General features: G+C 71.8%; 21 protein-coding genes. 11 read left to right on the top strand and 10 right to left on the bottom strand.

Going from position 1 to position 24,128, the window contains the following annotated elements; all coding sequences use genetic code 11:
• Positions 1-7: 7 nt before the first annotated feature.
• Entirely contained in the window at positions 8-391 is a 384-nt protein-coding gene (locus IF651_RS03810) for a universal stress protein (RefSeq protein WP_191827751.1), read from the bottom strand.
• A gap of 43 nt (positions 392-434) precedes the next feature.
• The gene (locus tag IF651_RS03805) at positions 435-1,238 is read right to left on the bottom strand and encodes an IclR family transcriptional regulator (RefSeq protein ID WP_191827750.1); all 804 of its coding nucleotides are present in this window, start codon (positions 1,236-1,238) and stop codon (positions 435-437) included.
• 69 nt (positions 1,239-1,307) lie between these two features.
• Between IF651_RS03805 and eda the strand changes: the two genes are divergently transcribed.
• From eda to IF651_RS03780, 5 genes are all read left to right on the top strand, one after another.
• Positions 1,308-1,967, top strand: a complete 660-nt coding sequence (gene eda / locus IF651_RS03800; protein ID WP_191827749.1) for a bifunctional 4-hydroxy-2-oxoglutarate aldolase/2-dehydro-3-deoxy-phosphogluconate aldolase — start codon at positions 1,308-1,310, stop codon at positions 1,965-1,967.
• 3 nt (positions 1,968-1,970) lie between these two features.
• A complete protein-coding gene (locus IF651_RS03795; protein ID WP_191827748.1) occupies positions 1,971-3,098 on the top strand; it encodes a PfkB family carbohydrate kinase in 1,128 nt (375 codons plus the stop codon).
• Between the two features lie 179 nt (positions 3,099-3,277).
• A complete protein-coding gene (locus tag IF651_RS18135) occupies positions 3,278-4,189 on the top strand; it encodes a TFIIB-type zinc ribbon-containing protein (RefSeq protein ID WP_338403756.1) in 912 nt (303 codons plus the stop codon).
• A gap of 61 nt (positions 4,190-4,250) precedes the next feature.
• Positions 4,251-5,234 carry a bile acid:sodium symporter gene (locus tag IF651_RS03785; RefSeq protein ID WP_191827747.1) on the top strand — a complete coding sequence of 328 codons (984 nt, stop codon included), beginning with the start codon at positions 4,251-4,253 and terminating at the stop codon, positions 5,232-5,234.
• A gap of 114 nt (positions 5,235-5,348) precedes the next feature.
• Entirely contained in the window at positions 5,349-5,642 is a 294-nt protein-coding gene (locus IF651_RS03780; RefSeq protein ID WP_191827746.1) for a DUF3175 domain-containing protein, read from the top strand.
• Between the two features lie 90 nt (positions 5,643-5,732).
• On the opposite strand, the gene IF651_RS03775 is transcribed toward IF651_RS03780, so the two are convergent.
• The 6 genes from IF651_RS03775 to IF651_RS03750 all read right to left on the bottom strand — a co-directional run bounded on the left by IF651_RS03775 (position 5,733) and on the right by IF651_RS03750 (position 9,639).
• Positions 5,733-6,206, bottom strand: a complete 474-nt coding sequence (locus IF651_RS03775) for a SufE family protein (RefSeq protein WP_191827745.1) — start codon at positions 6,204-6,206, stop codon at positions 5,733-5,735.
• 200 nt (positions 6,207-6,406) lie between these two features.
• Entirely contained in the window at positions 6,407-7,318 is a 912-nt protein-coding gene (locus tag IF651_RS03770; RefSeq protein ID WP_191827744.1) for a sulfurtransferase, read from the bottom strand.
• A 144-nt stretch (positions 7,319-7,462) separates the two neighbouring features.
• On the bottom strand, positions 7,463-8,056 hold the full coding sequence (locus tag IF651_RS03765) for a hypothetical protein (RefSeq protein ID WP_191827743.1): 594 nt from the start codon (positions 8,054-8,056) through the stop codon (positions 7,463-7,465).
• Positions 8,057-8,407: 351 nt separating this feature from the next.
• Positions 8,408-9,166 carry a hypothetical protein gene (locus IF651_RS03760; RefSeq protein WP_191827742.1) on the bottom strand — a complete coding sequence of 253 codons (759 nt, stop codon included), beginning with the start codon at positions 9,164-9,166 and terminating at the stop codon, positions 8,408-8,410.
• A gap of 23 nt (positions 9,167-9,189) precedes the next feature.
• The gene (locus tag IF651_RS03755; RefSeq protein WP_191827741.1) at positions 9,190-9,471 is read right to left on the bottom strand and encodes a DUF3892 domain-containing protein; all 282 of its coding nucleotides are present in this window, start codon (positions 9,469-9,471) and stop codon (positions 9,190-9,192) included.
• 12 nt (positions 9,472-9,483) lie between these two features.
• The gene (locus tag IF651_RS03750; protein WP_191827740.1) at positions 9,484-9,639 is read right to left on the bottom strand and encodes a hypothetical protein; all 156 of its coding nucleotides are present in this window, start codon (positions 9,637-9,639) and stop codon (positions 9,484-9,486) included.
• A gap of 142 nt (positions 9,640-9,781) precedes the next feature.
• Here IF651_RS03750 and IF651_RS03745 point away from each other — a divergent pair, with 142 nt between their 5' ends.
• The 4 genes from IF651_RS03745 to IF651_RS03730 all read left to right on the top strand — a co-directional run bounded on the left by IF651_RS03745 (position 9,782) and on the right by IF651_RS03730 (position 16,050).
• Complete coding sequence (locus tag IF651_RS03745; protein ID WP_191827739.1) at positions 9,782-11,854, top strand: hypothetical protein; 2,073 nt, start codon at positions 9,782-9,784, stop codon at positions 11,852-11,854.
• 92 nt (positions 11,855-11,946) lie between these two features.
• Positions 11,947-13,527 carry a class I SAM-dependent DNA methyltransferase gene (locus IF651_RS03740; protein WP_194719885.1) on the top strand — a complete coding sequence of 527 codons (1,581 nt, stop codon included), beginning with the start codon at positions 11,947-11,949 and terminating at the stop codon, positions 13,525-13,527.
• Positions 13,520-14,818, top strand: a complete 1,299-nt coding sequence (locus IF651_RS03735; protein WP_191827737.1) for a restriction endonuclease subunit S — start codon at positions 13,520-13,522, stop codon at positions 14,816-14,818. The genes IF651_RS03740 and IF651_RS03735 overlap by 8 nt, the downstream gene beginning before the upstream one ends.
• 596 nt (positions 14,819-15,414) lie before the next feature.
• Entirely contained in the window at positions 15,415-16,050 is a 636-nt protein-coding gene (locus IF651_RS03730) for an SHOCT domain-containing protein (RefSeq protein ID WP_206715110.1), read from the top strand.
• A 135-nt stretch (positions 16,051-16,185) separates the two neighbouring features.
• Here the strand turns inward: IF651_RS03730 and IF651_RS03725 are convergent, their stop codons facing one another.
• Entirely contained in the window at positions 16,186-17,715 is a 1,530-nt protein-coding gene (locus IF651_RS03725) for an exonuclease domain-containing protein (RefSeq protein ID WP_191827735.1), read from the bottom strand.
• Between the two features lie 179 nt (positions 17,716-17,894).
• Positions 17,895-19,358, bottom strand: coding sequence for an HNH endonuclease signature motif containing protein (locus IF651_RS03720; protein ID WP_191827734.1), 1,464 nt, complete (start codon positions 19,356-19,358; stop codon positions 17,895-17,897).
• 126 nt (positions 19,359-19,484) lie between these two features.
• Between IF651_RS03720 and IF651_RS03715 the strand changes: the two genes are divergently transcribed.
• A complete protein-coding gene (locus IF651_RS03715) occupies positions 19,485-20,675 on the top strand; it encodes a Fic family protein (protein ID WP_191827733.1) in 1,191 nt (396 codons plus the stop codon).
• Between the two features lie 138 nt (positions 20,676-20,813).
• Positions 20,814-24,122 (top strand): type I restriction endonuclease subunit R, encoded by a 3,309-nt coding sequence (locus IF651_RS03710; RefSeq protein ID WP_191827732.1) that lies wholly within the window; start codon positions 20,814-20,816, stop codon positions 24,120-24,122.
• Positions 24,123-24,128: the final 6 nt, after the last annotated feature.

The raw sequence follows: 24,128 nt of genomic DNA, 5'->3' as shown, positions 1-24,128 counted from the left end.
CCGGCGGTCAGTGGTCGGCCTTGACCACCAGCACGGGCGCGGGGGAGTCGAGCAGCACGCGCTGCGTCGTGCTGCCCAGCAGGAACTTGCCGACGGGCGTGCGCTTGCGGGCGCCGACGACGACGAGGTCGGGCTCCGCCCGCTCCGCGCGCTCGATGATCGACTCGGCGGGGGACTCGTGCTCGGGCCGGTAGGTGATCTCGGGACGTCCGAGCGCGGCCGGCAGGGTGTCGATCAGGTGCGCGAGGCTCGGGGGGACGCCGGCGCCCGGGGCCTGCGGGGTGAGCACGAGGATCTCCAGCCCGGTCTGCCGGCGTACCGCCTCGGCGACGGCGGCGTGGAGCGCCTTCTCGCCCTGCGGCGAGTCGTTGTACGCCACGAGGACGGTCATCGCGAGGCCCTTCCTTGGTGCGACCTGGTGCGGTTGAACTCTCTCACAGCGCGCTCCGGGGTGCCGCTCGGCGCGCCAGCTCCGCGGGCACGGTGAACGGTGCGGGCAGCAGCGGGAGGACGACGCTCGCGAGCCCGGCGACGACCTCGTCGCGCCTCTCGACGTCGAGGCGCTCCGCGGGTGCCGTCACGCTCATCGCGGCGACCGCACGCCCGTCGCGCAGGACCGGCACGGCGATGCAGTTGATCCCCGGCTCGTTCTCCTCGTTCTCGGTCGCGAACCCGTGCGCCAGGGTCGCGGCGCACACCTCGCGCAGCTGGGCCGCGGTGACGGCGTGGTCGGCCGGGCTCGCGGCCGCGTACCGGACGAGCGCGGCGTCATCGAGCGTGCGGGTCGCGAGCAGCGCGCGCCCGAGCGCCGTGGTCGCCGCCGGACGGCGCCGGCCCACCGCCGACCAGACGCGTACGGCGCGCGCGGGCTCGACCTTGTCGAGGTAGACGATCTCGGTCCCGGCGAGCGCGCCCAGGTGGACGAGCTCGTCCGTCGCGCGGCACACGGCGACGAGCGCGGGGCGCAGGAGGCCGGGGAGGTTCTCCTCGCTCAGGTAGGTGGCCGCGAGCGCCGTGGCCGCCGCCCCGAGGCGGTAGGCCCCGGTCGCCTCGTCCTGCTCGGCGTACCCGCGGAACCGCAGCGCCGCGAGCGTGCGGTGCAACGACGCCTTCTGCAGCCCCAGCTCGCGCGCGAGGGCGCCGAGACCTGCTCCCTGCGGCCCCGCGGCCCCGAGCGCGTCGAGCGCGAGCAGCGCCTTGTCCACGCTGCCCAGCGGGCTGGTCGCGGCTTCCGTCATCGTGGTCCGTCCCCTAGAGTCTGTTCCGTAGTGGACAACAGATGTTCACCATAGCGAAACGGAGTCCGGATGTCAGCCGACGGCCCCACCGTCCTGGAACAGATTCAGCGCGCCCGCGTCGTGCCCGTCGTCGTGGTCGACGACGCGAACGAGGGGCTCGGCGTCGCAGCATCGCTGCGCGACGGTGGTCTTCCCGTCGCCGAGGTCACCTTCCGCACCGCCGGTGCCGCCGCCGCGATCGAGGCGATCGCGCGCGAGCTGCCCGACGTCCTCGTCGGCGCCGGGACCGTCGTCACGCCCGCGCAGGTCGACGAGGCGGTGGAGGCCGGCGCCCGCTTCCTCGTCTCGCCCGGGCTGTCCGCGCCGGTCGTGCGCCGCGCCCAGGAGATCGGCGTGCCGATCCTGCCGGGTGTCGCCACTCCGTCGGACATCATCGCCGCCCTCGATCTCGGCCTGAGCGCCGTGAAGCTCTTCCCCGCCAACGTCGTCGGCGGCCCCGGGGCCGTCACGGCGTTCTCGGCGCCGTTCCCCGGTCTGCGGTTCGTCCCCACGGGCGGCGTGAGCGCCGCCAACCTCCTCGACTACCTGGCCCTGCCCGCCGTGCTCGCCGCCGGCGGGTCCTGGATGGTCGACCGCGCGCTCGTGCGCGCCGGCGACTGGGCCGAGATCACCCGCCGCACGCGCGAGGCCGTCGAGCTCGCCGCGACCCTCACCACCGAAGGAGCCTGACCCGTGACACAGCCGTCCAGCCCGACGACCGCCGCACCCCTGTCCCTGCGCCCGGCCGACGAGTGCGCCTACGACGTCGTCGCGCTCGGCGAGGTCATGCTGCGCCTCGACCCGGGCGAGCGCCGCATCAAGACCGCGCGCTCGTTCGACGCGTGGGAGGGCGGCGGCGAGTACAACGTCGCGCGCGGGCTGCGCCGTTGCTTCGGCCTGCGCGGCGCCGTCGTCACGGCGCTCGCGGACAACGAGGTCGGCCGGCTCGTCGAGGACCTCATGCTCACCGGCGGGCTCGACACGAGCCACGTCGTGTGGCGCTCGTACGACGGCATCGGCCGGTCGGTGCGCAACGGGCTGAACTTCACCGAGCGCGGGTTCGGCGTCCGGGGTGCCGTCGGCGTCTCGGACCGCGGGAACACCGCGATCAGCCAGCTGCGGCCCGACGACGTCGACTGGGACGCGCTGTTCTCCCGCGGGGTGCGGTGGCTCCACACGGGCGGCATCTTCGCGGCGCTCTCGGAGTCGTCCGCCGACGTCGCCGAGGCGGCGATGGCCGCGGCCCGCCGCCACGGCACGATCGTGTCCTACGACCTCAACTACCGGCCCTCGCTGTGGCAGGGCATCGGCGGGGTCGAGCGCGCGCAGGAGGTCAACCGCCGGCTCGCGCAGTACGTCGACGTGATGATCGGCAACGAGGAGGACTTCACGGCGAGCCTCGGCTTCGAGGTCGAGGGCGTGGACGAGTCGTTGACGGACCTGGACACCGGTGCGTTCCGCGCGATGATCGAGCGCGCCGCGCAGGAGTACCCGAACTTCCAGGTGATCGCGACGACGCTGCGCGGCGTCAAGACGGCCACCGTCAACGACTGGGGCGCCATCGCCTGGTCGCGCGTGCAGGGCTTCGCCGAGGCCACGCACCGCCCCGGCCTCGAGATCCTCGACCGCGTCGGCGGTGGCGACTCGTTCGCGTCCGGTCTGGCGTACGGGCTCATGGAGCTCGGCTCGATCGCCGAGGCCGTCGAGTACGGGGCCGCGCACGGCGCGTTTGCGATGACCACACCGGGAGACACGTCGACCGCGTCGCTCGCCGAGGTCCGCAAGCTCGCCTCGGGAGGCAGCGCGCGCGTCCAGCGCTGACCTCTGGCACCGAGCAGGCACCGAGCAGGCACCGAGCAGGCACCGAGCAGGCACCGAGCAGGCACCGAGCAGGCACCGAGCAGGCACCGAGCAGGCACCGAGGCTAGATGTCCGTGTCGCCCTGGTACGTCGGGGTTAGGGTGGTCGGGACGTGGCAGGGGGCTGCTCGGGAGGTGCAGGTGACCAGACCGGAGACGTTCGGGCGAACCCTGCCCCGACGCAGGGTCGAGGTGCCACCCGACCTCGCCCGCGCCGTCGAGCACGCGCGGATCCTGCGCGGCGCGGGGGACGCGGCGGGCGCGTCCCGGGTGCTCGACCGTGCGTTCGACGCGGAGGGCGTGCGCACCAGGACCGTCTCGGAACCGCTGCGGTTCCGTGCGCTGGTGCTGCGGGCGGAGCTCGCCCTCGCCCTGCACGACGGCCGCGCGGCCACCCGGTACCTCGACCGCGCCGACTCCCTCGACCTCGTCGCCGAGGCCCTCGCCGGGCTCGACGGCGACGTGCACCAGGTCGAGGAGCTGCGGGAGCAGATCGAGGGGCGTGAGGTCGCCACGGCCCACGCGGGGAGCCCGGGGGAGCGCGGGACGGGCTCCGGCGCTGGAACCTCCTCGTCCCGCGGTGCGTTGGGCAGACCGAATCCCGATCGCCGACCGCCGGAGGACCGCATGCTGTGCCCGATCGACCAGAACCTGCTCGTCATGGCCGAGCGCAAGGGTGTCGAGATCGACTACTGCCCGGCCTGTCGCGGGGTGTGGCTCGACCGCGGCGAGCTCGACAAGATCATCGACCGGTCGCTCGAGGCGGAGATCGCGGCTGAGGCTGGTGTGCCCGTCACGCCGGCGCCGGTGCCGAGCACTCCGACGTCGTACCCGCCGACACCGCCCGCTGACTACGGCACGCCGCGGGGCGACAGGGAGCGGGAACGGCCCGGGGACGGCCGCGACCGGCGCTACGACGACCGGGACCGGCGCTCGGACGACCGGGACAGGCGCTACGACGATCGTGACCGGCGGTACGACGGCCGCGACGACCCGCGCTACCGCAAGCGCAAGAAGAAGGAGTCCTGGCTCGAGGACCTCTTCGACTTCTGAGTGACGGCGGGTTCTGGACGACGGGCGGGTCGAGCGCCCGGCACACCTAGACTCGGTGCCCGTGCGTGCTGTGCTGAGTCGGTGGGTGGACCCGTTCGTGCTCACCCTCCTCGGGGTGCTGGTGCTGGGCCTCGTGGTGCCCGTGGGGCCGGAGGTGCAGCGGGCCGTCGACGTCGTCGCGGACGTCGCGGTCACGATCCTCTTCCTCGTCTACGGCATGCGGCTGTCGACCCGGGAGGTGTGGGCAGGTCTGCGCAACGTGCGCCTGCAGGGCGGGATCCTGGCGTCGACGTACGTCGTCTTCCCGGTGCTCGGTCTCGTCGTGGCGTGGGCGGCGACTCCGCTCGTCGGGGCACCGCTCGCCGCCGGGCTCCTCTATCTCTCGCTGCTGCCCTCGACGGTGCAGTCGTCCGTCGCGTTCACCTCCGTCGCGCGCGGCAACGTCGCCGGAGCGATCTGCGGGGCGACGGTCTCGAACGTGCTCGGCATGGTCATCACGCCGCTGCTCGTGCTGTGGCTCATGACCGACGCCGCCGGCGCGAGCGCGTCGGACGGTGCGGCGCACGGCCTGGACGGGTTGCAGACCGTGCTGCTGCAGCTGCTGGTGCCGTTCGTCGTCGGGCAGCTGCTGCAACCCTGGGTGGGCGACCGGGTACGTGCCCGCCGCTGGCTCACCCTCGGCGTGGACCGCGGGACGATCCTGGTCGTGGTGTTCAGCGCCGTGGCGGCTGCGACGTCGGCCGGCGTGTGGTCGACCGTCTCCGGGTGGGGGCTGGTCGCGCTGCTGGGCGTGAGCGTCGTGCTGCTCGCGGCGATGCTCGCGATCACGTGGTGGGGCGGCGCGGCGCTGCGGCTGTCCACCGAGGACCGCATCGCCCTGCTCATGTGCGGCTCCAAGAAGTCGCTGGCCACGGGTCTGCCGATGGCGAGCGTGCTCTTCCCGGTCGCGGCAGCGGGAGTGATCGCCGTCCCGGTGATCGTCTTCCACCAGCTCCAGCTGGTCGTCTGCGCACTGCTGGCCCGCCGCCTGGCCCTCCGCCCCTGACCCGTCGAGCACGACCTGAAGGTCGTTCTGGCCGCGTGGACGACCCCCATGACGTGTTCGACGGCGGGGGTCTGGGATGTGCGAGCGGCGGGTGGGCGACCTAGCGTCGAACCTATGGCCGAGAAGCAGGACGAAACCGGAGAGCGGTGGTCGCAGGACGTGACGGAGCACTCCGACGCGCTCGACCTCGAGGACGACGTGTTCACGTGGGACGACCCGGCGCGCATCGCGGCGTCGCTCAAGGAGTCCGCGGAGTCCAGCGGCCGCCGCAAGGGCACGCCGTACCAGTCCGCGATGTCGATGCTGACGTTCTACGTCAACCGCGCGGGAAAGAACCTGCCGCAGCAGCAGCTCGACGTGCTCGAGCGGGCGAAGGACGAGCTGCGGACGCTGTTCGGCCGGAACTGACCATGCGCTTCCTGCTCGCCGACCATGCGTCGGTAGCCCGTCGCAGGGCCACGACGGGACTTCACGGCATGGTCGGCGGCGGGGGTGAGGCTAGGGGTGGGTGGCCAGCTGTTCGCGGATCTGGCGCTTGGCGCGCGTGAGCATGCCGCTCATGCCGTTGAGGCGCAGCGGGCTGATCGCGCGTGTCAGGCCGATCTGCAGGGGGAACTCGTCCGGGATGTCGAGCACCTGCTGTGCGGTCAGGCCCGACACGCCCTGCGCGAGGATCGAGGCGAAGCCACGCGTCGTCGGGGCTTCCGCCGGGGCTGTCGCGTAGAAGTGCACGACGCTCTCGCCGTCGACCTCCGCGAACGCTCGCACGGGGGACTGGCACTCCTCGACGCGCTCGAGCATGCCGGGCGCGCTCGCGTACCGCTCGGGGAGGTCGGGCAGCTCGTTGGCGAACTCGAGCAGGAGCTGGAGGCGCTCGCGCTCGGGGACCGCGAGGAACTCGTCGCGGATCTCGGCGAGGGACGCGGGCAGCTCGGCCACCGGGTCGCCGGACGGGTCGGTCGTCGTGCTCATGCTCCGATCCTCGCACCCGTGGGAGGGACGGCGACAGCCGGTTCCACCCCGCGGGACGGGCGCGGGGTGCCGGAGGAGCTGCGAGCTGATGCATGTCGCGCCGCTGGCACGGAGTCCGCTCCGACCGTGCAGACGCCGACGGCGCGTGGCGAGCCCGCGGGGAGGCTCGGCCACGCGCCGTCGGGCAGCGTGCGATGTGCTCAGGCGAGCGAGGCGGGGGCCTCGCCGGGCTCGGTGCCCTTGGCGATCGGGACACGCACGGCGTTGCCCCACTCGGTCCACGAGCCGTCGTAGTTGCGGACCTTGTCGAAGCCCAGCAGGTACGTCAGGGCGAACCAGGTGTGGCTCGAGCGCTCGCCGATGCGGCAGTAGGTGACGACCTCGTCGTCGGAGGCCAGGCCGAGGCCGCCCTCCTGGTAGATCGCCTCGAGCTGCTCGCGGGACTTGTACGTGCCGTCCTCGGCGACCGCGGTCGCCCACGGGACGTTGCGCGCCGTCGGGATGTGGCCGCCGCGCAGCACGCCCTCCTCCGGGTAGTCCGGGATGTGCAGCCGCTCGCCCGTGAACTCCTGCGGCGAGCGGATGTCGACGAGCGGGCCGTTGCCGACGTGTGCGAGGACGTCCTCCTTGAACGCGCGGATCGTGACGTCGTCGCGCTCGACGACCGGGTACTCCACGGTGTCCGGCGCCGGCACGTCCGTCGTCGTCTCGCGGCCCTCGGCGATCCACTTGCCGCGGCCGCCGTCGAGCAGGCGCACGTCCTCGTGGCCGAACAGCGTGAAGACCCACGCGGCGTACGCGGCCCACCAGTTGTTCTTGTCGCCGTAGACGACGAGCGTCGTGTCGCGGCCGATGCCTTTGCTGCCCAGGAGCTGCGCGAACTCCTTGCCGTCGATGTAGTCGCGCGTGTCCGGGTCGTTGAGGTCCGTGTGCCAGTCGATCTTCACCGCGCCCGGGATGTGGCCCGTCTCGTAGAGCAGCACGTCCTCGTCCGACTCGACGACGACGATGCCCTGCTGGCCCAGGTGCTCCGCCAGCCAGTCGGTGCTCACCAGGCGGTCCGGGTGGGCGTACTGCGTGATCTTCTCGGTGGTGTCGAGCGGTGCGGGCATGGGAGTCCTCCGTCGTCGTGCCTGCTCTGAGTGCAGGTAGTCCTGTCCACCGCTCAGGCTAGGCGTCGTGTCCACACCACGGAAGGCGCGTCTGACATGGTGAGACGGTGTAACGCCGGGACGACCAGGTCGATCCTGGAGGGCTCAAGAGCGCGCGGACGCATCGGACCGATCGGCGAGGTAGACCGGATCCGACGTGCCGATCGTCAGGCGCCACACGCCGTCGGCACCGGCGGGAACGGCGACGCACGACGAACCGACGCGCGTCGAGTCGACCGGGACGCGACCCTCGGTGACGAGCTCGCCCGGGACTGCCCCGCAGGGTTGCGTGTACGTGGTGCCGTCCGCGGCGACGAACCCGAGCCGGACGGACTCGCGCTCCGACACGGAGTTCCCCGGGCCCCAGTAGTACGCCGAGGCCGGCACTACCCAGTACTCGGTGCCGGCGACCGGGGCGCCCGCCGCGGGATCGGCCGCGAGGATCTCCGCGGTGGCGTCGCGCGGCGCACCGAGGACGACGTCCCACTCGACCCCGTAGACCGTCGCGCCGACCGGCCACGGGTCGTCGCGAGTCCCGCTGCCCAGCGCGTCCGACCACACCTCGTCCGCCCACCCGTCGTCGTACGAGCCGTCGTCCGGCAGGTCGTCCGGGGAGGCGAGCAGCGTGTCGGCGTTGTCCACCGCGTACTTCAGGCCGAGTCCCAGGCCCACGACGACCGCGCCGACCACGGCTCCCACGACGACACCGATCACCACGCGCCGCCGCCGCGACCCGCGTGCCGGGACGTCACCAGGTGCGGCGAACGGGTCCGGCCGGACCTGGTGAGGCGGGGCGAAGCCCGTGGACGGGATCGGTGGAGCCGGTGGGCCGGCGAGGAGCGAGCCGGGCGACCGCGGAGACGACGGGGGTGACGGAGGGGGAAACAGATCGCTCATCGACAGCTCCGGTGCGGCGCGCAGGGACAGACGGTGTCGCTCAGCCGAGTTCTCTGCCGTGCGCAGCCGGATCCTTCCACGCCACGGGTCCGCCGAACCAGAGCGATCCGGGGTGAACTTCGGCATGGACCCCTTCCCGTCTCGGTGCGCCGTTCAGAAGGTCCAGGCGTCCTCGACCGTGGTGTAGATGACCTCGACGTGGTCCCAGTCGACCGACGCGCTCATGGTGAGGTCGTCGGGGTCGTTCACGCCGAAGCCCTGCTGCCAGCTGATGGACTGGCCGGGCAGGACGGGTCCGTCGGGGGAGCCTCCGTAGTCCTGGTCCGAGTCGTAGACCTCGTCGCCGGCGACGCCGCCGCTCGAGATCTGCGTGCTGCCCGACGACGTCCAGGTGGTGCTGGTCCCGTTCGTGACGGTGAACGTGAAGCTGAGGTAGGTGGGGTAGTCGCCGACGGCCGCCCACTCGCTCGGGGTGAACGGTCCGTCGTTCGTGACGGTCAGCTCGAGGCCGTCCTCCCATTCCATGGTCGAGCCGAACGACGTGACGGGATTCGTCGCGGCGCTGTCGGCCTCGTCCTTGCCCGTGGTGTATCCGGCGTCGTACCCGCGCCGGAACTCGGCCGTCCGTTCGGTGAGGAACGCGGGGGTCGCCTTCGCTCCCGTCCCGGACCCGTGGGTGTAGCCGAGCTCGTAGCCCTCGTCGTAGGTGCCGATGAGGCTCGGTTCGGGGCTGGGCTCCGGGCTCTGCTCGGTGGAGGGCTCCGCCGACGCGGACGGGCCGGACGTGTCGGTGCCGCCGACCGGGTCCTGGCCGACCATGCTGCACGCGGTGAGCGAGGAGGCCAGGGAGACGACGAGCAAGAGGGTGCGGGCCGTCGGGCGGACGGCGAGGGGGGAGGTGCGAGGACGCATGACTGTTCCTTTCGGAGGGGAGGTCAGTAGCGCGGGAGGTGCAGGATGTTGTCGGTCTCACGGCCGTTGGCGACGGTCGCGACGTAGCGGGTGCCGCGGGTCGAGACGCGGGCGACGACGTCGGCCTGGTTGTGCGTGACCTCGTCGACGGTGCGGAAGCGGGTGCCGGCACGGACGGCGTCGTACACCTGCTCGCGGCTCGCGGACCGCAACCGTCCGGTGGTGAGGGTCGAGTAGCGGACCTCGACCACGTGCTCGGCGTGCGTGCCTGGTTCAGCGACGCGGACCTGACGGATGAACGGCATCGTGATGTCCTCTCAGGGAGTGGTGGGTTCGGAGTCGGGGCGGGCTTCGGCCTCGCCCGCCGTCTCGGCTCGCGGGGTCGGCGGCGTCAGCGAGACGCACGCGGGGCACAGTCCCCGGCCGTCCAGGACCGGGTACACGTACCCGCAGCGGCACCGGACGTGGCTCATCGGATCTCCTTCCCGAGCGGCCCTCGTGGCCGCTGCAGGACGAGCGTGTCAGCGCGAGAGGAGGAGCCCGAATGAGCGAAGCGATAAGAGGGGTTATCGCAACTCATAGGTGCACGGGACGACTACCAACTAGTCTCGGCGCATGCTCGACGACCTGCGTCTCTCGCTGCCCGACGTCGCGGAACTGGCCCACGTGCGCCGGCCCGTCGTCTCGGTGTGGCGGCGCCGTCACGCGGACGGGCCTCGCCCTTTCCCCGCGCCGGTGTCGCAGCGCGGCGGGTCGCCGCGCTTTCGCGCGTCGGACGTCGTCGACTGGGTCGAGGCGACCGGGCTGGGCAACAACGCCGCGTTCCGCGCCGACGTCGCGCTGCGTGCAGCGCTCGACGACGCGATGGGCCCGCCCGACGACGTCGCGCTCGGCGGCCTGACCGCTCTTCTGCGCCTCAAGGCGTACGTCGACGAGCCGCTCGGAACGCTAGCCCCGGAGGACGTCCTGGATCTCGCCGACGAGCTCGACCCGGACGACGACGCGGTGTTCACCGAGGTCGACGCCCTGGGTGAGCACCTGGAGATGTTCTGCACGCTCGCCGACCTCGCCGCCGGCTCGGCCTACCACCCGGGTGCGGCCGTCGAGGCGCTGCTCGCCGACCGGTTCCGCACCGGGCGCTCGAGGCTCACGCGGTCGGCGCTCGCGGCGTCCGCCGTGGCGCTGGTCGCGGACGTCGTCGGCGCCCTGCTGCTGGGTGCGGCGAGCCAGGCCGGTACGTCGGACCACGCGCCTCTGGCCGACCCGTACCCGGGCTGCGGGGACCTGCTCGCGGCCGTGCTCGGGCGCGACGACCTCCTGGACACCCCGACCGCGCTCGTTCCCGTCGGGAACGAGCACCGGCTCGTGCGCCGCCGTCTCGGCGCGCACGGCTGGTCCGTCCGTGCCCCGCGCGCGGAGGGTGAGCCCGCGCTCGTGGTCACCCAGGTGCCGCCCGTCGGGGCCGGGCCGCTCGACGACGCGGCCGTCCTCGCGATGGTCGACGACGTCGTGCTCGACCTCGCGCCCGGGCAGCGGGCGCTCGTGGTCGGCCCGGCCTCCGCCCTGGTCGCCGCGACCTCCTCGCGGGAGGCCGAGTCCGCCCGCTCCGCGCTCCTGCGTACCGACCGGCTGCGCGCCGCGGTCCTGCTGCCAGCGGGACTCGTCGTGGAGCGGCCCCGCGAGCGCGTCGCGCTGTGGGTCCTGGGCGACGCGCACCCGGAGGTGCCGATCGCGGACCGCTGGACGATGGTCGCGGACCTCTCCGGCGTCGTACCTGTGGGCGGGCGGTTCCCGCGCGCGGTCGTCGACGACCTGTGCACCGATGTGCTGGCGGCGCTCGGCACCGCGGACGACGTCGCACGCCACGCGTTCCGGTTCGCGCGGTTCGTCCCTGCGCGGCACGTCCTCGCGAGCGGCGGCAGTCTCGTGGCTGCGGCCCGTCCGATCGCGAGCGGCGCGCGGGACGACGCGGTTGCCGCGGCGGTACGGGCCGGCGAGCTCGTGGCCCTGCTCGACGCCGCACCCCGACCGCCGCTCGACGTGCGGGTCGAACGCGGGCCGGCCGCGCCGGTACGCCGCGTGCCGCTCGGGGCGCTCGTCGAGCGCGGGATCGTGCGGCGCGTGCCCGGCAACCGGCTCGACGTCGCTGACGTGCGCGGCTCGGGCGACGTGCCCACGGGCGAGGTCCGGGTGCTCGGCGTGCCGGAGCTGTGCGGCGAGACCGAGCCCGGGGAGCGCGTCGTCGACCGGATGACCTTCGCCGCCCGCTACCCCGCGGGCCGCCTCACCGAGCCGGGCGACGTCGTCTACACCACGACGCCGCGGCCCGCCGCCCTCGTGGACGAGGAGGGCTTCTCCGTGGTCGCGTGGCCCGCCCGGGTGCTGCGGCTCGGGTCGCGCGAGCCGGAGGACGCGCCGGGCGCCGTCGGGCAGGACGGGCGGGTCGTGGCCGAGGTGCTGGCGCCCGACGTCGCCGCGCAGGCCCGGGGGACCCGGTGGCCGTCGTGGGAGGTGAGGGTCGTGCCCGCCGACCAGGCCGACGACGTCGCCGCGGCCCTCGCGCGCGTCCGCACCGGGGAGGTCCGCGCGCGGCGCGAGCTGGCGCACCTGGCGGAGCTCGCGACGACGCTGGCCGACGGCGTGACGACGGGTGTCGTACGCATGCGCAAGGATGGGCCCGGCTCGTGAGCGGGGCTGTTCACGGGATCGAACCGAGGAAGAGAGCACCAGTGCCACCGAGGACGAAGCAGGTCGTGGCGACGCCGAGCACGGCGACCACCATGAAGGAGCTCAAGGACACGCTGTGGAAGGCCGCGGACAAGCTCCGCGGCTCTATGGACGCGAGCCAGTACAAGGACGTGATCCTCGGGCTGGTGTTCCTCAAGTACGTGTCGGACGCGTTCGCCGAGCGACGCTCCGCGATCCTCGCCGAGTGCGTCGCGGACGGGCTGAACGAGGACGACGCCGCGCCCCTGCTCGAGGACCTGGACGAGTACCGGCGCGCCGGGGTGTTCTGGGTGCCGCCGCGCTCGCGGTGGGGCTACCTCGCGCAGCACGCCAAAGGTCGGGCCGCGACGCCCGACGAGCCGGGCGCGTCGATCGGCGAGCTCGTCGACGACGCGATGGCGCACATCATGGGCTCCAACCCGTCGCTCGCGGCGACGCTGCCGACGATCTTCAACTCGAACAGTGTGGATCAGCGCCGGCTCGGCGAGCTCGTCGACCTGTTCAGCTCCGCGCGCTTCACCGGCGAGGGCGTGTCCAAGGCCCGCGACCTGCTCGGCGAGGTGTACGAGTACTTCCTCGAGAAGTTCGCGCGCGCCGAGGGCAAGCGCGGCGGCGAGTTCTTCACGCCGCCCAGCGTCGTGCGCGTGCTCGTCGAGGTGCTCGAGCCTTACTCCGGCCGCGTGTACGACCCGGCGTGCGGCTCCGGCGGCATGTTCGTCCAGACCGAGAAGTTCCTCGAACGGCACGGCGCCGACCCGTTCGCCATCTCCGTCTACGGCCAAGAGCTCAACGAGCGGACCTGGAAGCTCGCGAAGATGAACCTCGCGATCCACGGCCTGTCCGGCAACCTCGGCGCTCGCTGGAACGACACGTTCGCGCGAGACCTGCACGCAGATGTCCAGATGGACTACGTCATGTCCAACCCGCCCTTCAACATCAAGGACTGGGCGCGCAGCACCGACGATTCCCGCTGGAAGTTCGGCGTCCCGCCCGCCGGGAACGCGAACTACGGCTGGATCCAGCACATCCTGTCCAAGCTCGCGCCCGGCGGTTCCGCAGGCGTCGTCATGGCCAACGGGTCCATGTCGTCGAACTCCGGGGGAGAGGGCGACATCCGCGCCCAGCTCGTCGAGGCTGATCTCGTGTCCTGCATGGTCGCCCTGCCGACCCAGCTCTTCCGCTCCACCGGGATTCCCGTGTGCGTGTGGTTCTTTGCCAAGGACAAGACGTCAGGGAACCGGGGTTCGATTCCCCGCACCGGTGAGGTGCTGTTCATCGACGCGCGCAACCTCGGCCACATGGTCGACCGCGCCGAGCGCGCGCTGTCAGACGAAGACATCGCGCAGATCGCCGGGACCTATCACGCCTGGCGCCGCACCGAGTCCGCCCGCGACGCCGGGCTGACGTACGAGGACCAGGCCGGGTTCTGCTACTCCGCGACTCTTGCCGAGATCAAAGACGCTGGTTACGCGCTCACGCCCGGCCGGTACGTCGGCGCCGCCGAGGTCGAGGACGACGGCGAGCCCATCGAGGACAAGATCGCCGGGTTGACCAAGGACCTCTTCGAGCAGTTCGACGAGTCGAGCCGGCTCGAGCAGGTCGTCCGCGAGCAGCTGGGGCGCGTCAATGGCTGAGTGGCGAACGGCAACCTTGCGTGAGCTCGTATCGCTTCAGCGCGGTCAGTCCTACAAGAGTGCGTTCCTCGATGAGCCGGGCCCCTGGCTTCTCGGGCTCGGGACGATCGGGCGAAACGGCGGGTTCCGCGGTGAAAACCTCCGCACCTATGGTGGACCAACCGCAGCGAACATCCTCCTGGGACCGGGCGACCTGTACGTGTCGCTCAAGGACGTGACTCACGCGGCCGATCTGCTGGGCGCAGTGGCGATGGTCCCAGTTGAACTCGGTAGCGCGCGACTCACACAAGACACGATCCGTCTCGACGTCGACGACGCGCTGGTCGACCAGCGATACCTCTACTGGCTCCTGCGTTCGCCTGCCTACCGTGCACATTGCAAGGCGTTGGGGACCGGGACCACAAACCTCGACCTCAGCCGAGACGACTTCTTACGGTTCCCTTTCAGACTTCCGTCGCGAACTGGGCAAGAGGCGATTGCGGACGTGCTCGGTGCGCTCGACGAAAAGATCGCGGCCAACACCCGCCTCGCCACCACCGCCGACGACCTCGCTTCTTCGATCTTCATGCGCGCGGTCCACGGACTCGAATTCTCGGCGCAGACGTTCGCAGACGTTGCACGCGTCGGCGGCGGTGGGACGCCAAAGTCTGCCGTATCGGAGTACTGGGTCGGAGACGTGCTGTGGCTCACGCCGACTGACGTCACGGCACTCCCCGGTCCGTACATCTCATCGACGAAGCGCACGATTTCGGAAGCTGGCCTCCAGTCGATCTCCTCGGCTCTCTACGACCCCGGCGCCATCTTCATGACATCACGAGCGACAATCGGAGCGTTCGCACTCGCCGAGGCGCCGATGGCGGTGAACCAAGGATTCATCGTGGTCGAGCCGCTGGATGAATCGCTACGGTACTGGCTCTTCCACGAGATGCGTAGCCGAGTGGGCGAGTTCCTCGATCACGCGAATGGCGCCACGTTCATGGAGCTCTCGCGCGGCAACTTCAAGAAGCTGCCGGTGCGACTTGCGGCGCCGGAAGTGATGACTCGCTTCAACGAGACTGCGCGAGTGCTGCATGCCCGAGCAAGTGCCGCGCTGACGGAGAACCGCGCGCTCACGGCGATGCGGGACGCGCTGTTACCGCAGCTCATGTCGGGGCGGCTGCGGGTGCGCGACGCGGTGGACGCGATCGAGTCGGGGAGCCTGCCGGAGTCCGTTTCCACCTCGGAACCGGGCGCCATGACGCCGACCCCCGCCGCTACCCCGACCACTGTCGAAGGGTCGACGCTGCGGTGACCCGGCCCGCGCGGTCGGGCATCGTGGCTAGCGGGAGCACTGCGGGCACTTCGAGCACGGGTGGAGGGGGCTGGCATCTTGCCCGGCGTGCGGAACCGGCTTGCCGTCAACCCGGACGGATCGTGGCTGCTGCACCTGAATGCGAGCGCTGCGGCACCGTGCCCCGACACAGCGCGACGTGGCGGACGGGCGGGCCGTGCGGGGTCGAGCACGACGTACCCGGCGGCGCGCGGAGATCACGCGCCGCCGGGGCGCGGCCTGCCCGACCCGCGTCGAGCGCCGCGGGTCGCGACTGCGCGAGCCCGCCCTCCTCGATCGGAAGGACGCAGCGGCCGTCGAGGACCTCGACGACACGCTCCACCGCGCCCGCGAGTCCCGCGGGGGCGTTCCGACCCTGAGGCTCGATGCGTGAGATCGACTCACGGAGACGGGAGCGAAAGAACGTGTCCGCGGACGTGAGGATCCCGTCCGATGTGGTGTGCTTCAACTCTCGCTGCCTCGCTCCTGGCCAGCGTGGTCGAGGCGATCGGAACGATGGCCTCATCTTCACCCTCGTAGCGGCGAATCAGTGGCCTTGCCTGCGCTATCGTTCCCGCATGGCGCTCATGAACGAGCTGACGAACCAGGGACGCGTCGTTGGCGGTCACCTGGCGAACGGCAGCATCTTTTCGGACCAGTTCAGTAAGGGCGGGCTCCGGATCAAGCACCCGCTCAATCCTTTCAAGCGGTACAAGGTCGACGCGGAGACGGTCCGTGAGTGGGAAGACATACCCACAAAGGAGGGCGTTGCCAGCATCATGGGCCAGGCCGCCGCGAAGGCTGCAGCGCCGGGGATGATCGGCAAGGCTGTCGGGGCCGGCTTCGGAGCCGCCATGAAGTCCGGACACACTGTTCGTGTCGAATGGATCGACGGCAAGCAGTCGATCATCGAGCTGCCTGAGAAGCAGTTCATGATCTTCTCGATGCTCCTCAAGGGACAGAAGATCGTCACCGAGGGTGCTGTGTCGCCCGAGTCCTCAGTGCCCGTCTCGGCCCAGCCCGGTATGACGGAAAAGGTGCTGGATCTCGCCGCCTCGGTCGTCCAACGAGGTAGGCCAGCAGCGTCCGCCGAGATCGCACCTCAGCCCGACGTAGTCGAGCAGATCACGAAGCTCGCCTCGCTCCACAGCGCGGGCATCGTCACGGACGAAGAGTTCGCCGCGAAGAAGGCTGAGTTGCTCAAGCGCATCTGAGGGGTGTCCTCCTGACGATCGCGGAGCGCCCCGAGGGTTTATGCCTCGCCCCGCGTGGCGACGAGGGCGGCCGCGCTGCTCACCTGCCGGTTTAACGCTCGGTCACCTGGGGAGCTCGTCAGCCTGAACTCACGGTCACGGCACCCGGCGGGCGTCGTCATCCGGCCTCGAGCCAGCCGCTGCGTGGTACGCATGGACGACGTCCAGCGGGAGTCGGCCTCTGTCGTTCACGGTGTGCCCGTTCTCCCGCGCCCAGGCGCGAATCTGCGCCGGCGAGACCTCCTGTGAGGTGCGCGCGCGGGCCGAGGCAGACGAGTGCGTCGGCGTCGTCGTCGTCGGCCTGGCGGCATGGGCTGCCCTGGCCGCGGGCTGGAGATGGCGCAGGAGCGTGTCGAAGTCGGTCGGCGCGACGACGCGTGTGCCGAGCTCACGCGCTCGCTCCGCCTTCGTCCCGATGAACGATCCGTCCGAGACGAGCATCGCCGTCTGTCGCGAGACGTTGCTGCCCACGCGCACGCCGAGCTCCTCCGCGCGCTTCTCGAGCCGGTCGCGCAGTGGGCCGTCGCTGCCCGTGAAGGCGACCTTGTCGCCGACGCGCAACGGCTCACCGAGTGACCAGCTGTCAGGCAAGGGATGCAGTCCGGCGCTCAGGCGCGCGGCGCGGGCGGCGTCGGCGTGCTCGATCAGCCGCGGGACGACCTCGCGTGGGAGGCCGAGCACCGAAGCCAGGTCGTGGAGCTCCTGCCGCTCGGCGCGAGAGACGTGGCCGTCGTCGAGCGCGCGGTGCGCGAGCGCCGTGACGAACGCCCGGTGCGCTGCGGCGACGTGGTCCGACGTCAGGCCGTAGAGCTCCACGACCTCGCGCAGGGCGGTGGCCTCGGCGTCGGTCAGCACGCCGTCCTCCAGCACCTCGGCGAGCAGCTCGAGGTAGGAGCCGGAACCCTCCGGAGCGCCCTCGTCGAGCACCTCCGCGAGCGTGAGCGCCGTGAGCTGGTGGACGAGCGGTGGTCCCTGCCGACGCGGGGGAGACGTGCGCCGGGCCGCATCCGTCCCGCCCGACGCCCCAGGGCGGAGGGGCGCCGGTGCACGGGACGGGCTGGTTGGCCACGTGACAGAACGCGCGACCGCGGTCAGCGAACGCAGGGTGTCCCCGCCGGTCGTGTTCCGGTCAGCCTCGAGATAGCAGCGCAGCAGGCCCGCCGTCGCGCGCGCATCACCGAGCGCCGAGTGCGCGTTCTCGAGCGTGACACCCGCGGCCGCGCAGCAGTCGGCCAAGCGGCGCCGGTCGAGGTCCGGCAGGTGCTGCCAGCTGTAGTCGAGCGTGCACGCGCCGTGCAGCGCTGGCACGTCCCACCCTGCCCGTGTGAGCTCGGCCTGGAGGAATGCGAGGTCGAACCGCGCGTTGTGCGCCGCGAGCGCGACCCCGCCGATCCGCTCGATCACCAGCGGCGCCACGTCACGGAACAGCGGCGCAGCGGCCACGTCGTCGTCGGTGATCCCGTGGATGTGCGTCGCGCCGACGGGACCCTCGGGATTCAGTCGCGTCGCCCACTCGTCGACGACCGCGCCGGATGCGTCGACGCGGACCACGGCGATCTCGAGAACACGGTCCCGGCGCGGAGCGAGGCCCGTCGTCTCGACGTCGAGCACGGCGAACGCCGGCATCCCCCGTTCCGCCGACCGTGTTGGTGTCGGATCGATCTCTCGCCCTCGGCCACGCAACCAGTCCCATAGACCCACGCCGGTCCCCTTCTCCGTGCTGCCGGGCAGGCAGGACCCACCCTCGTCCGGACATCCTGGCAGCGCGAGCGAACCCGCGGAGCCAGGTCGCGGGTGAATTCGCGTCAGACCCTCGACCGTCTCGTCACGGAGACGAGTCCGTAGATCTCCGCCGGGTCGATCCAGTCGGGTGGTGGGGGTTCGGGTGGCCCGAGGTCGTGGTCCGGTGCGGGCCGGGTGCCGGGCTGCGTCAGGTAGACGACGCCGGTCGGAGAGGTCCAGGACAGGACGCCGTCGGGTAGGTGCTCGACGCCCCAAGCGGTCTGGTGCTTGAGGACGTGGTGCTTGCGGCACAGGTGCGCCAGATTGTCGGTGCCCGTGGCGCCGCCGTCAGCCCAGGAGTCCGTGTGGTCGACGTCGCACCGTCGCGCCGGGACCGTGCACCCGGGGAACCGGCACGTCTCGTCCCGCACGGTCAGCCACGCGCGCAGGTCCGCCGGGACCGCGTACGACTCGCGCCCGACCGACAGCACGGCGCCGGTCTCGGGGTGGGTCAGGATCCTGCGCAGCGACGGCGCGCTCGCCGTCAGGCGACGCGCGGTGTCCGGGTCGATCGGCCCGTGTCCGTCCAGGTGCGCCGCGTCGTCCCCACCGAGCAGCGTCAGCACCGGGACCGTGACGTGCACCCGCGGGGTCACGCGGCGCGCCACGTCCGCCAGGGACGCCACCTCGCAGAGCCCACCCGCCCCGTCATCACCGGCACGGCCGTCAGGTGTGGCGAGGGCGAGGTCGACCAGGACGTCGGCGCGCAGCTGCGCCACGGTCCGGGCGTCCCCACGGTGACGGGCGTCGCGTGCGCTGGTGGTGAGGCGGTCGCAGATCGCGTGTGCGGACGTCGCGGGCAGCAGCGCGCTCAGCCATGCCATGCCGTCCTCGCCCTGGTCGACCCACACCCCGCGCTTCGCCACCGCCTTCTCGTGCCGCTGGCCGAGGGGCTCGGGGTGGACCTGCTCGCGTGCCCGGCGCACCAGGCGCCGGAACGCACCCACCGTCGTCGAGCCCGCCCGGCCCACGCACGCGGCGACGACGTCGACCGCGGCCTGCGGGTCCAGGTCGGCCACTGCGCGGGCCACGATGCTCGCGTGCGCGTAGGAGAACTCGCCCCGCGAGAGTCCGTCCAGCACCGACCCCGCCCGGTGGCACAGCACCTCCGCATCTCGCAGCAGACCGTCCGCGACGGACTCGCGTACGCGCAACGCGCAGGCGAGCTCCGCGACCACCGCCCTGTGTGCGAGCTCGACGCGTCGCGTGGGTGACGCGTCCGCGAGCCGGGCCGCCTCGTCGTCGACCAGACCGCGATGCACCGCCAGCCCTGCGAGCCGGGCCCCTTCGACGGCGACGGTCCGCGCGGCGGTCAGCGCATCGATCTTCCGCTGCAGACCCACAACCTCGTCGACCGCGACCGCCAATGCCTCCAGACTCCCGACCGGCGGCGTCACGACGACGTGCGGCGCGCGCACAGCCGCCGCGCGCGTGGCAACCCGGGGCACGGGCGCCCCGCCCGTCGCCACCTCGGTTGTCGTCGTCATGCGACTACCCAACCACCACCTACCCACACCGGTTCGAACGCTTGTTCGAGTCGAGCGGCGGGGTAAATGGCGGCCGAGGAGGCCCATAACATCGAATCTCTCCACTTCCAATGCTAACGTCGTCTCATGGCATCGGATCCGACGTGGCCCGCCTTCGGGACCGAGGCTCTCGCGTGGGAGTCGTCGGACGCCGAGTACGGCCCACGTACCGGTCGCAGCCACCGACGAGGGCCCTACGAGGCAGCCCTTCCCGCGCGGATCGCCGACGCCGAGCTCCGCCTCGACGGGGCGACGACGGCTCTGGTCGCCGAGGCGAGCGCGGAGATCGCTCGCCTCGACGGGGAGTCGTTGGGCTCGCTGATGTCGTTCGCGTCGCTCCTGCTGCGGACAGAGGCGGCGAGCTCCTCCCAGATCGAGAACCTGACGTCGTCTCCCAAAGCCATAGCGTTGGCGGAGCTCGGTCGCCGTGGGCGAGCCAACGCGGACGAGATCGTGGCCAATGTCGGGGCCATGACGCGTGCGCTCGACGTCGCCGACCGGTTGGATACCGACGCCATCCTGGCGATGCATCGTGTGCTGATGAGGGACCACATGCCGGATGCGGCCGGGCAGTGGCGTGACTCGGCTGTGTGGATCGGGGGTTCCGCCCGAAGCCCGCACGGTGCAGACTACGTCGCGCCGCGGTCCGCACTGGTACCCGACGCCATGGAAGACCTGATGCGCTTTGTCGCGCGCGATGACCTACCCGCTCTGGCCCAGGTGGCCGTCGCGCACGCACAGTTCGAGAACATCCACCCGTTTCCGGACGGCAACGGCCGGACCGGGCGCGCACTGATGCATGCTCAGCTCCGCCATGCGGCTCTGACCCGGCACGTCGTCGTGCCCATCTCAGCTGGTCTGCTCGCGGAGACGGACAGGTACTTCGCCGCCCTCACCGCCTACCGGACCGGCGATCCGGTACCGATCGTCGTGCGCGTGTGCGAGGCGGTCTTCCCGGCGTTGCAGGGAGCTCGCCTCCTCATGGACGACGTCTCGGCGGCCCGCGAGCGGTGGGCGACGAGCGTCCGCGCGCGGAGAGGTGCCTCCGCCTGGCGGCTTGCGGACGCTCTCGTCGAGAGACCCGTGATCGACTCGCGCCTCGCGGCGGAGCTTCTCGGTGTCACGATGGCGAACGCCCAGTCGGCGATCGACCGGCTGGTCGAGGACGGGGTGCTCGACCAGATCGGTCGCGGGGCGCGCGACCGAGTCTGGCAGGCGGTCGAGGTCATCGAGGCGATGGAACGGTTCGCCGACCGCGCGCATCGCCGGACGGGTTGATGAACTTGGCGCGCGACAACCCGGGATATCGGCGCGCGGATGGCTCGGCGTCGGGCGATCGCGCACGCTGATCACGAACCTGACCACCAACTAGGCTCACGACCAGCCGATGACCGGCGCAGTCGCCACGGAGGAACCATGCGCAGCACCGAGTCCGACTGGGAGCACCTGGCCCTCGACCACCTGGCCGAGATCGGGTGGCTCCCCCTCGAGGGCCGCGCGATCGCGCCGGGGGTGGCCACCGCCGTCGGGCATCCGGGGTACTCCCCGAGCGGCGAGCCGCTGCCGCAGCGCGAGTCGTGGGCCGAGCTCACGATCCCGTCCCGGATGCGCGCCGCGCTGCGGCGCCTCAACCCGGACGTGCCGCGCGACTACCTGGAGCAGGCGCTCGTCGAGGTCCTGCGGCCCACGTCGCAGGACGCCATCACGGAGAACAAGCGCATCCACGACGTCCTCGTCGACGGCTACCGCATCACCTACACCGAGGACGGACGCCAGCAGACGCCCAGCATCCGCCTGGTCTCGGCGCGCGAGGACGAGAACGAGTGGCTCGCGGTCAACCAGGTGCGCGTGGTGCAGGGGGACGTGGAGCGCCGGTTCGACATCGTGCTCTACCTCAACGGCATGCCCGTCGTCGTGATGGAGCTGAAGAACGCCGGATCCGCGCGCGCGGATGTCGCCGCCGCGCACGCGCAGCTCACCACGTACGTGCGCGAGCTGCCGATGGTCTTCCGGTTCTGCGTGCTCACGCTCGTCAGCGACGGGATCGTCGCGAAGTACGGGACGCCGTTCACACCGCTCAACCACTACGCGCCCTGGAACGTGGACGACGACGGCCGCACCGTCGGTCCGTCGGGCGCGGCCGGCGGGGTGGCCGGCACCGCGCTAGGTATTACCGACGACGTCACCGAGGGCGAGGTCACGGCCGCGACACCGCTGGAGGTGTCACTGGACGGGTTGTTCAACCCGCAGCGGTTCGTGCAGCTCCTGCGCGGCTTCGTCGCGTTCGACGAGGGCGAGGACGGGCTGGCCAAGCGCGTCGCCAAGCCGCACCAGTACTTCGCGGTGACGAAGGCTGTCGGGGCGACCGTCCAGGCCGTCGAGACCGACGGGCGCGCGGGGGTGGTGTGGCACACGCAGGGGTCGGGCAAGTCCATGGAGATGGAGCTGTACGCGGCGCACGTCGCGCGCCACCCCAAGCTCCTCAACCCCACGATCGTCGTGGTCACCGACCGTACGGAGCTCGACGGGCAACTCTACGGGACGTTCGCGCGGTCGCAGCTCCTCACCGAGGAGCCGCGGCAGATCAAGCGCCGCGCGGAGCTGCGCGACGAGCTCGCGGCCCGCACCACGGGCGGCATCTACTTCACGACGCTGCAGAAGTTCGGCCTCACGGCGGAGGAGAAGGGACGGGGCGCCAAGCACCCCGTGCTGTCCGAGCGTCGCAACGTGATCCTCGTCGTCGACGAGGCCCACCGGTCGCACTACGACGACCTCGACGGGTACGCGTGGCACCTGAAGAACGCGCTGCCCAACGCAACCCTCATCGCCTTCACCGGCACGCCGATCTCGACCGCGGACCGCAACACCGAGCAGGTGTTCGGGTCCGTCATCGACACCTACGACCTCACGCGGGCCGTCGAAGACGGCGCCACCGTCCCCGTCTACTTCGAGTCACGACTGGTCAAGGTCGCGTTCGCCGAAGACCTCGACGCCGAGGCGCTCGACGCCGCCGCCGACGAGGTGACCGTCGGGCTCGACGACGCCGAGCGCGCGCGCATCGAGAAGACCGTCGCAGTCGTCAACGCCGTCTACGGCGCGCCGGCCCGGCTGCGCGAGCTCGCGACGGACGTCGTCGCGCACTGGGAGGCCCGCCGCGAGGCGATGGGAGAGCTCGTACGCAGCACGTCCCGCAAGCCCAGCGCCGCGGAGCCGGCTCCCGGCAAGGCGCTGATCGTCGGTGCGACTCGCGACATCTGCGCCCGCCTGTACGACGAGATCGTCGCCCTGCGCCCCGACTGGCACGCGGACGACCTGTACGCCGGGCGCATCAAGGTCGTCTACTCGGGCACGCCTGCGGACCAGCCCCCGGTCGCGGACCACGTGCGCCGGGACTCCGAGAACGCCGTCGTGAAGCAGCGGCTCAAGGACCCCGACGACGAGCTCGAGGTCGTGATCGTCAAGGACATGATGCTCACGGGCTACGACTCGCCGCCCCTGCACACTCTGTACCTCGACCGACCCATGCGCGGCGCGCTGCTCATGCAGACCCTCGCGCGCGTCAACCGCACCTTCCGCGGCAAGAACGCCGGCCTGCTCGTCGCGTCCGCGCCCATCGCGGAGAACCTGCGCGCCGCGCTCGCGGAGTACACGGCGCGCGACCAGGGCGCGCGGCCGGTGGGCCGCACGGTCGAGGACGCGGCCGACGTCGCGCGCGAGCTCGTCGAGCAACTGCGCTCGCTCCTGGAACCGTCGCGCTGGCGCGAGCGCCTCGCCGCCGCGCAGCGTGCCGGGTCGGGTCGCGCCTACCTCGACACCCTCTGGGCGACCGCCGACTGGCTGCGGAGCCCGCACACCCCCGGGAACCGGCCCACCGACGAGGGCGACGAGACGCGGGAGGGGGAGTTCCGCCGTCGGGCCGCTGCACTGTCCAGGGCCTGGGCGATCGCCGGACGCACGGACGAGCTCGCCGACGTCGCGGACGAGGCGCGCTTCTACGAGGACGTGCGCGTCAGCGTCGGCAAGCTCGACGCCGAGGCGCGGCAGGCGAGCGGCGAGCCCGTGCCCGATGATGTGCAGCGCCTCCTCAACCAGCTCATGGCGACGGCGGTCACGTCCGGCGAGGTGCTCGACGTCTACGCCGCCGCCGGCCTGCCGCACCCGCGCCTGGACCAGCTCGACGACGAGTTCCTCGCCAAGGCCCAGGGCGCGCCGAACCCGCAGCTCGCGATCGAGGCGCTGCGCGCGCTCGTGACCCAGGAGTCCCGGCGACTCACCCAGGGCAACCTCGCACGACAGCAGATGTTCTCCGAACGGCTCCAGGCCGTCATGACCAAGTACGTGAACTCCAACCTCACGTCTGCGGAGGTGATCGCGGAGCTCGTCGAGCTGGCGCGCGAGGTCGCCGAGGAGGCGACGCGCGGCGAACGGTTCGATCCGCCGATCAGCCGCGACGAGCTCGCGTTCTACGACGCCGTGGCGACCAACGACTCCGCGGTCGAGGTGCTGGGCGACGGGGTGCTCGCGCAGATCGCGCGCGACCTGGTCGCCGTCGTGCGCCGCGACATGAAGACCGACTGGACGGTGCGCGACGACGTGCGGGCCAAGCTGCGGTCGTCGATCAAGCGGCTGCTCATCAGGCACGGGTACCCGCCGGACAAGCAGCCCGAGGCGATCGTCCTCGTCCTGCAGCAGATGGAGTCGATGGCGCCGCGCTACGCGGCGTGACGTCGC

This window comes from Cellulosimicrobium arenosum (assembly GCF_014837295.1).
In the GTDB taxonomy this organism is placed as follows: Bacteria; Actinomycetota; Actinomycetes; order Actinomycetales; family Cellulomonadaceae; genus Cellulosimicrobium; species Cellulosimicrobium arenosum.
This window is presented reverse-complemented; position numbering and strand designations above follow the sequence as displayed.

Bases quoted from the DNA above. Each gene is read 5' to 3' on its own strand.
- IF651_RS03725 (WP_191827735.1), bottom strand. From the start codon at position 17,715: ATGCCGGCGTTCGCCGTGCTCGACGTCGAGACGACGGGCCTCGCTCCG.
- IF651_RS03760 (WP_191827742.1), bottom strand. From the start codon at position 9,166: ATGCGTCCTCGCACCTCCCCCCTCGCCGTCCGCCCGACGGCCCGCACC.
- IF651_RS03775 (WP_191827745.1), bottom strand. From the start codon at position 6,206: ATGAGCACGACGACCGACCCGTCCGGCGACCCGGTGGCCGAGCTGCCC.
- IF651_RS03770 (WP_191827744.1), bottom strand. From the start codon at position 7,318: ATGCCCGCACCGCTCGACACCACCGAGAAGATCACGCAGTACGCCCAC.
- eda (WP_191827749.1), top strand. From the start codon at position 1,308: ATGTCAGCCGACGGCCCCACCGTCCTGGAACAGATTCAGCGCGCCCGC.
- IF651_RS03755 (WP_191827741.1), bottom strand. From the start codon at position 9,471: ATGCCGTTCATCCGTCAGGTCCGCGTCGCTGAACCAGGCACGCACGCC.
- IF651_RS03780 (WP_191827746.1), top strand. From the start codon at position 5,349: ATGGCCGAGAAGCAGGACGAAACCGGAGAGCGGTGGTCGCAGGACGTG.
- IF651_RS03720 (WP_191827734.1), bottom strand. From the start codon at position 19,358: ATGACGACGACAACCGAGGTGGCGACGGGCGGGGCGCCCGTGCCCCGG.
- IF651_RS03715 (WP_191827733.1), top strand. From the start codon at position 19,485: ATGGCATCGGATCCGACGTGGCCCGCCTTCGGGACCGAGGCTCTCGCG.
- IF651_RS03750 (WP_191827740.1), bottom strand. From the start codon at position 9,639: ATGAGCCACGTCCGGTGCCGCTGCGGGTACGTGTACCCGGTCCTGGAC.
- IF651_RS03735 (WP_191827737.1), top strand. From the start codon at position 13,520: ATGGCTGAGTGGCGAACGGCAACCTTGCGTGAGCTCGTATCGCTTCAG.
- IF651_RS03810 (WP_191827751.1), bottom strand. From the start codon at position 391: ATGACCGTCCTCGTGGCGTACAACGACTCGCCGCAGGGCGAGAAGGCG.
- IF651_RS03805 (WP_191827750.1), bottom strand. From the start codon at position 1,238: ATGACGGAAGCCGCGACCAGCCCGCTGGGCAGCGTGGACAAGGCGCTG.
- IF651_RS03745 (WP_191827739.1), top strand. From the start codon at position 9,782: ATGCTCGACGACCTGCGTCTCTCGCTGCCCGACGTCGCGGAACTGGCC.
- IF651_RS03740 (WP_194719885.1), top strand. From the start codon at position 11,947: ATGAAGGAGCTCAAGGACACGCTGTGGAAGGCCGCGGACAAGCTCCGC.
- IF651_RS03710 (WP_191827732.1), top strand. From the start codon at position 20,814: ATGCGCAGCACCGAGTCCGACTGGGAGCACCTGGCCCTCGACCACCTG.
- IF651_RS03730 (WP_206715110.1), top strand. From the start codon at position 15,415: ATGGCGCTCATGAACGAGCTGACGAACCAGGGACGCGTCGTTGGCGGT.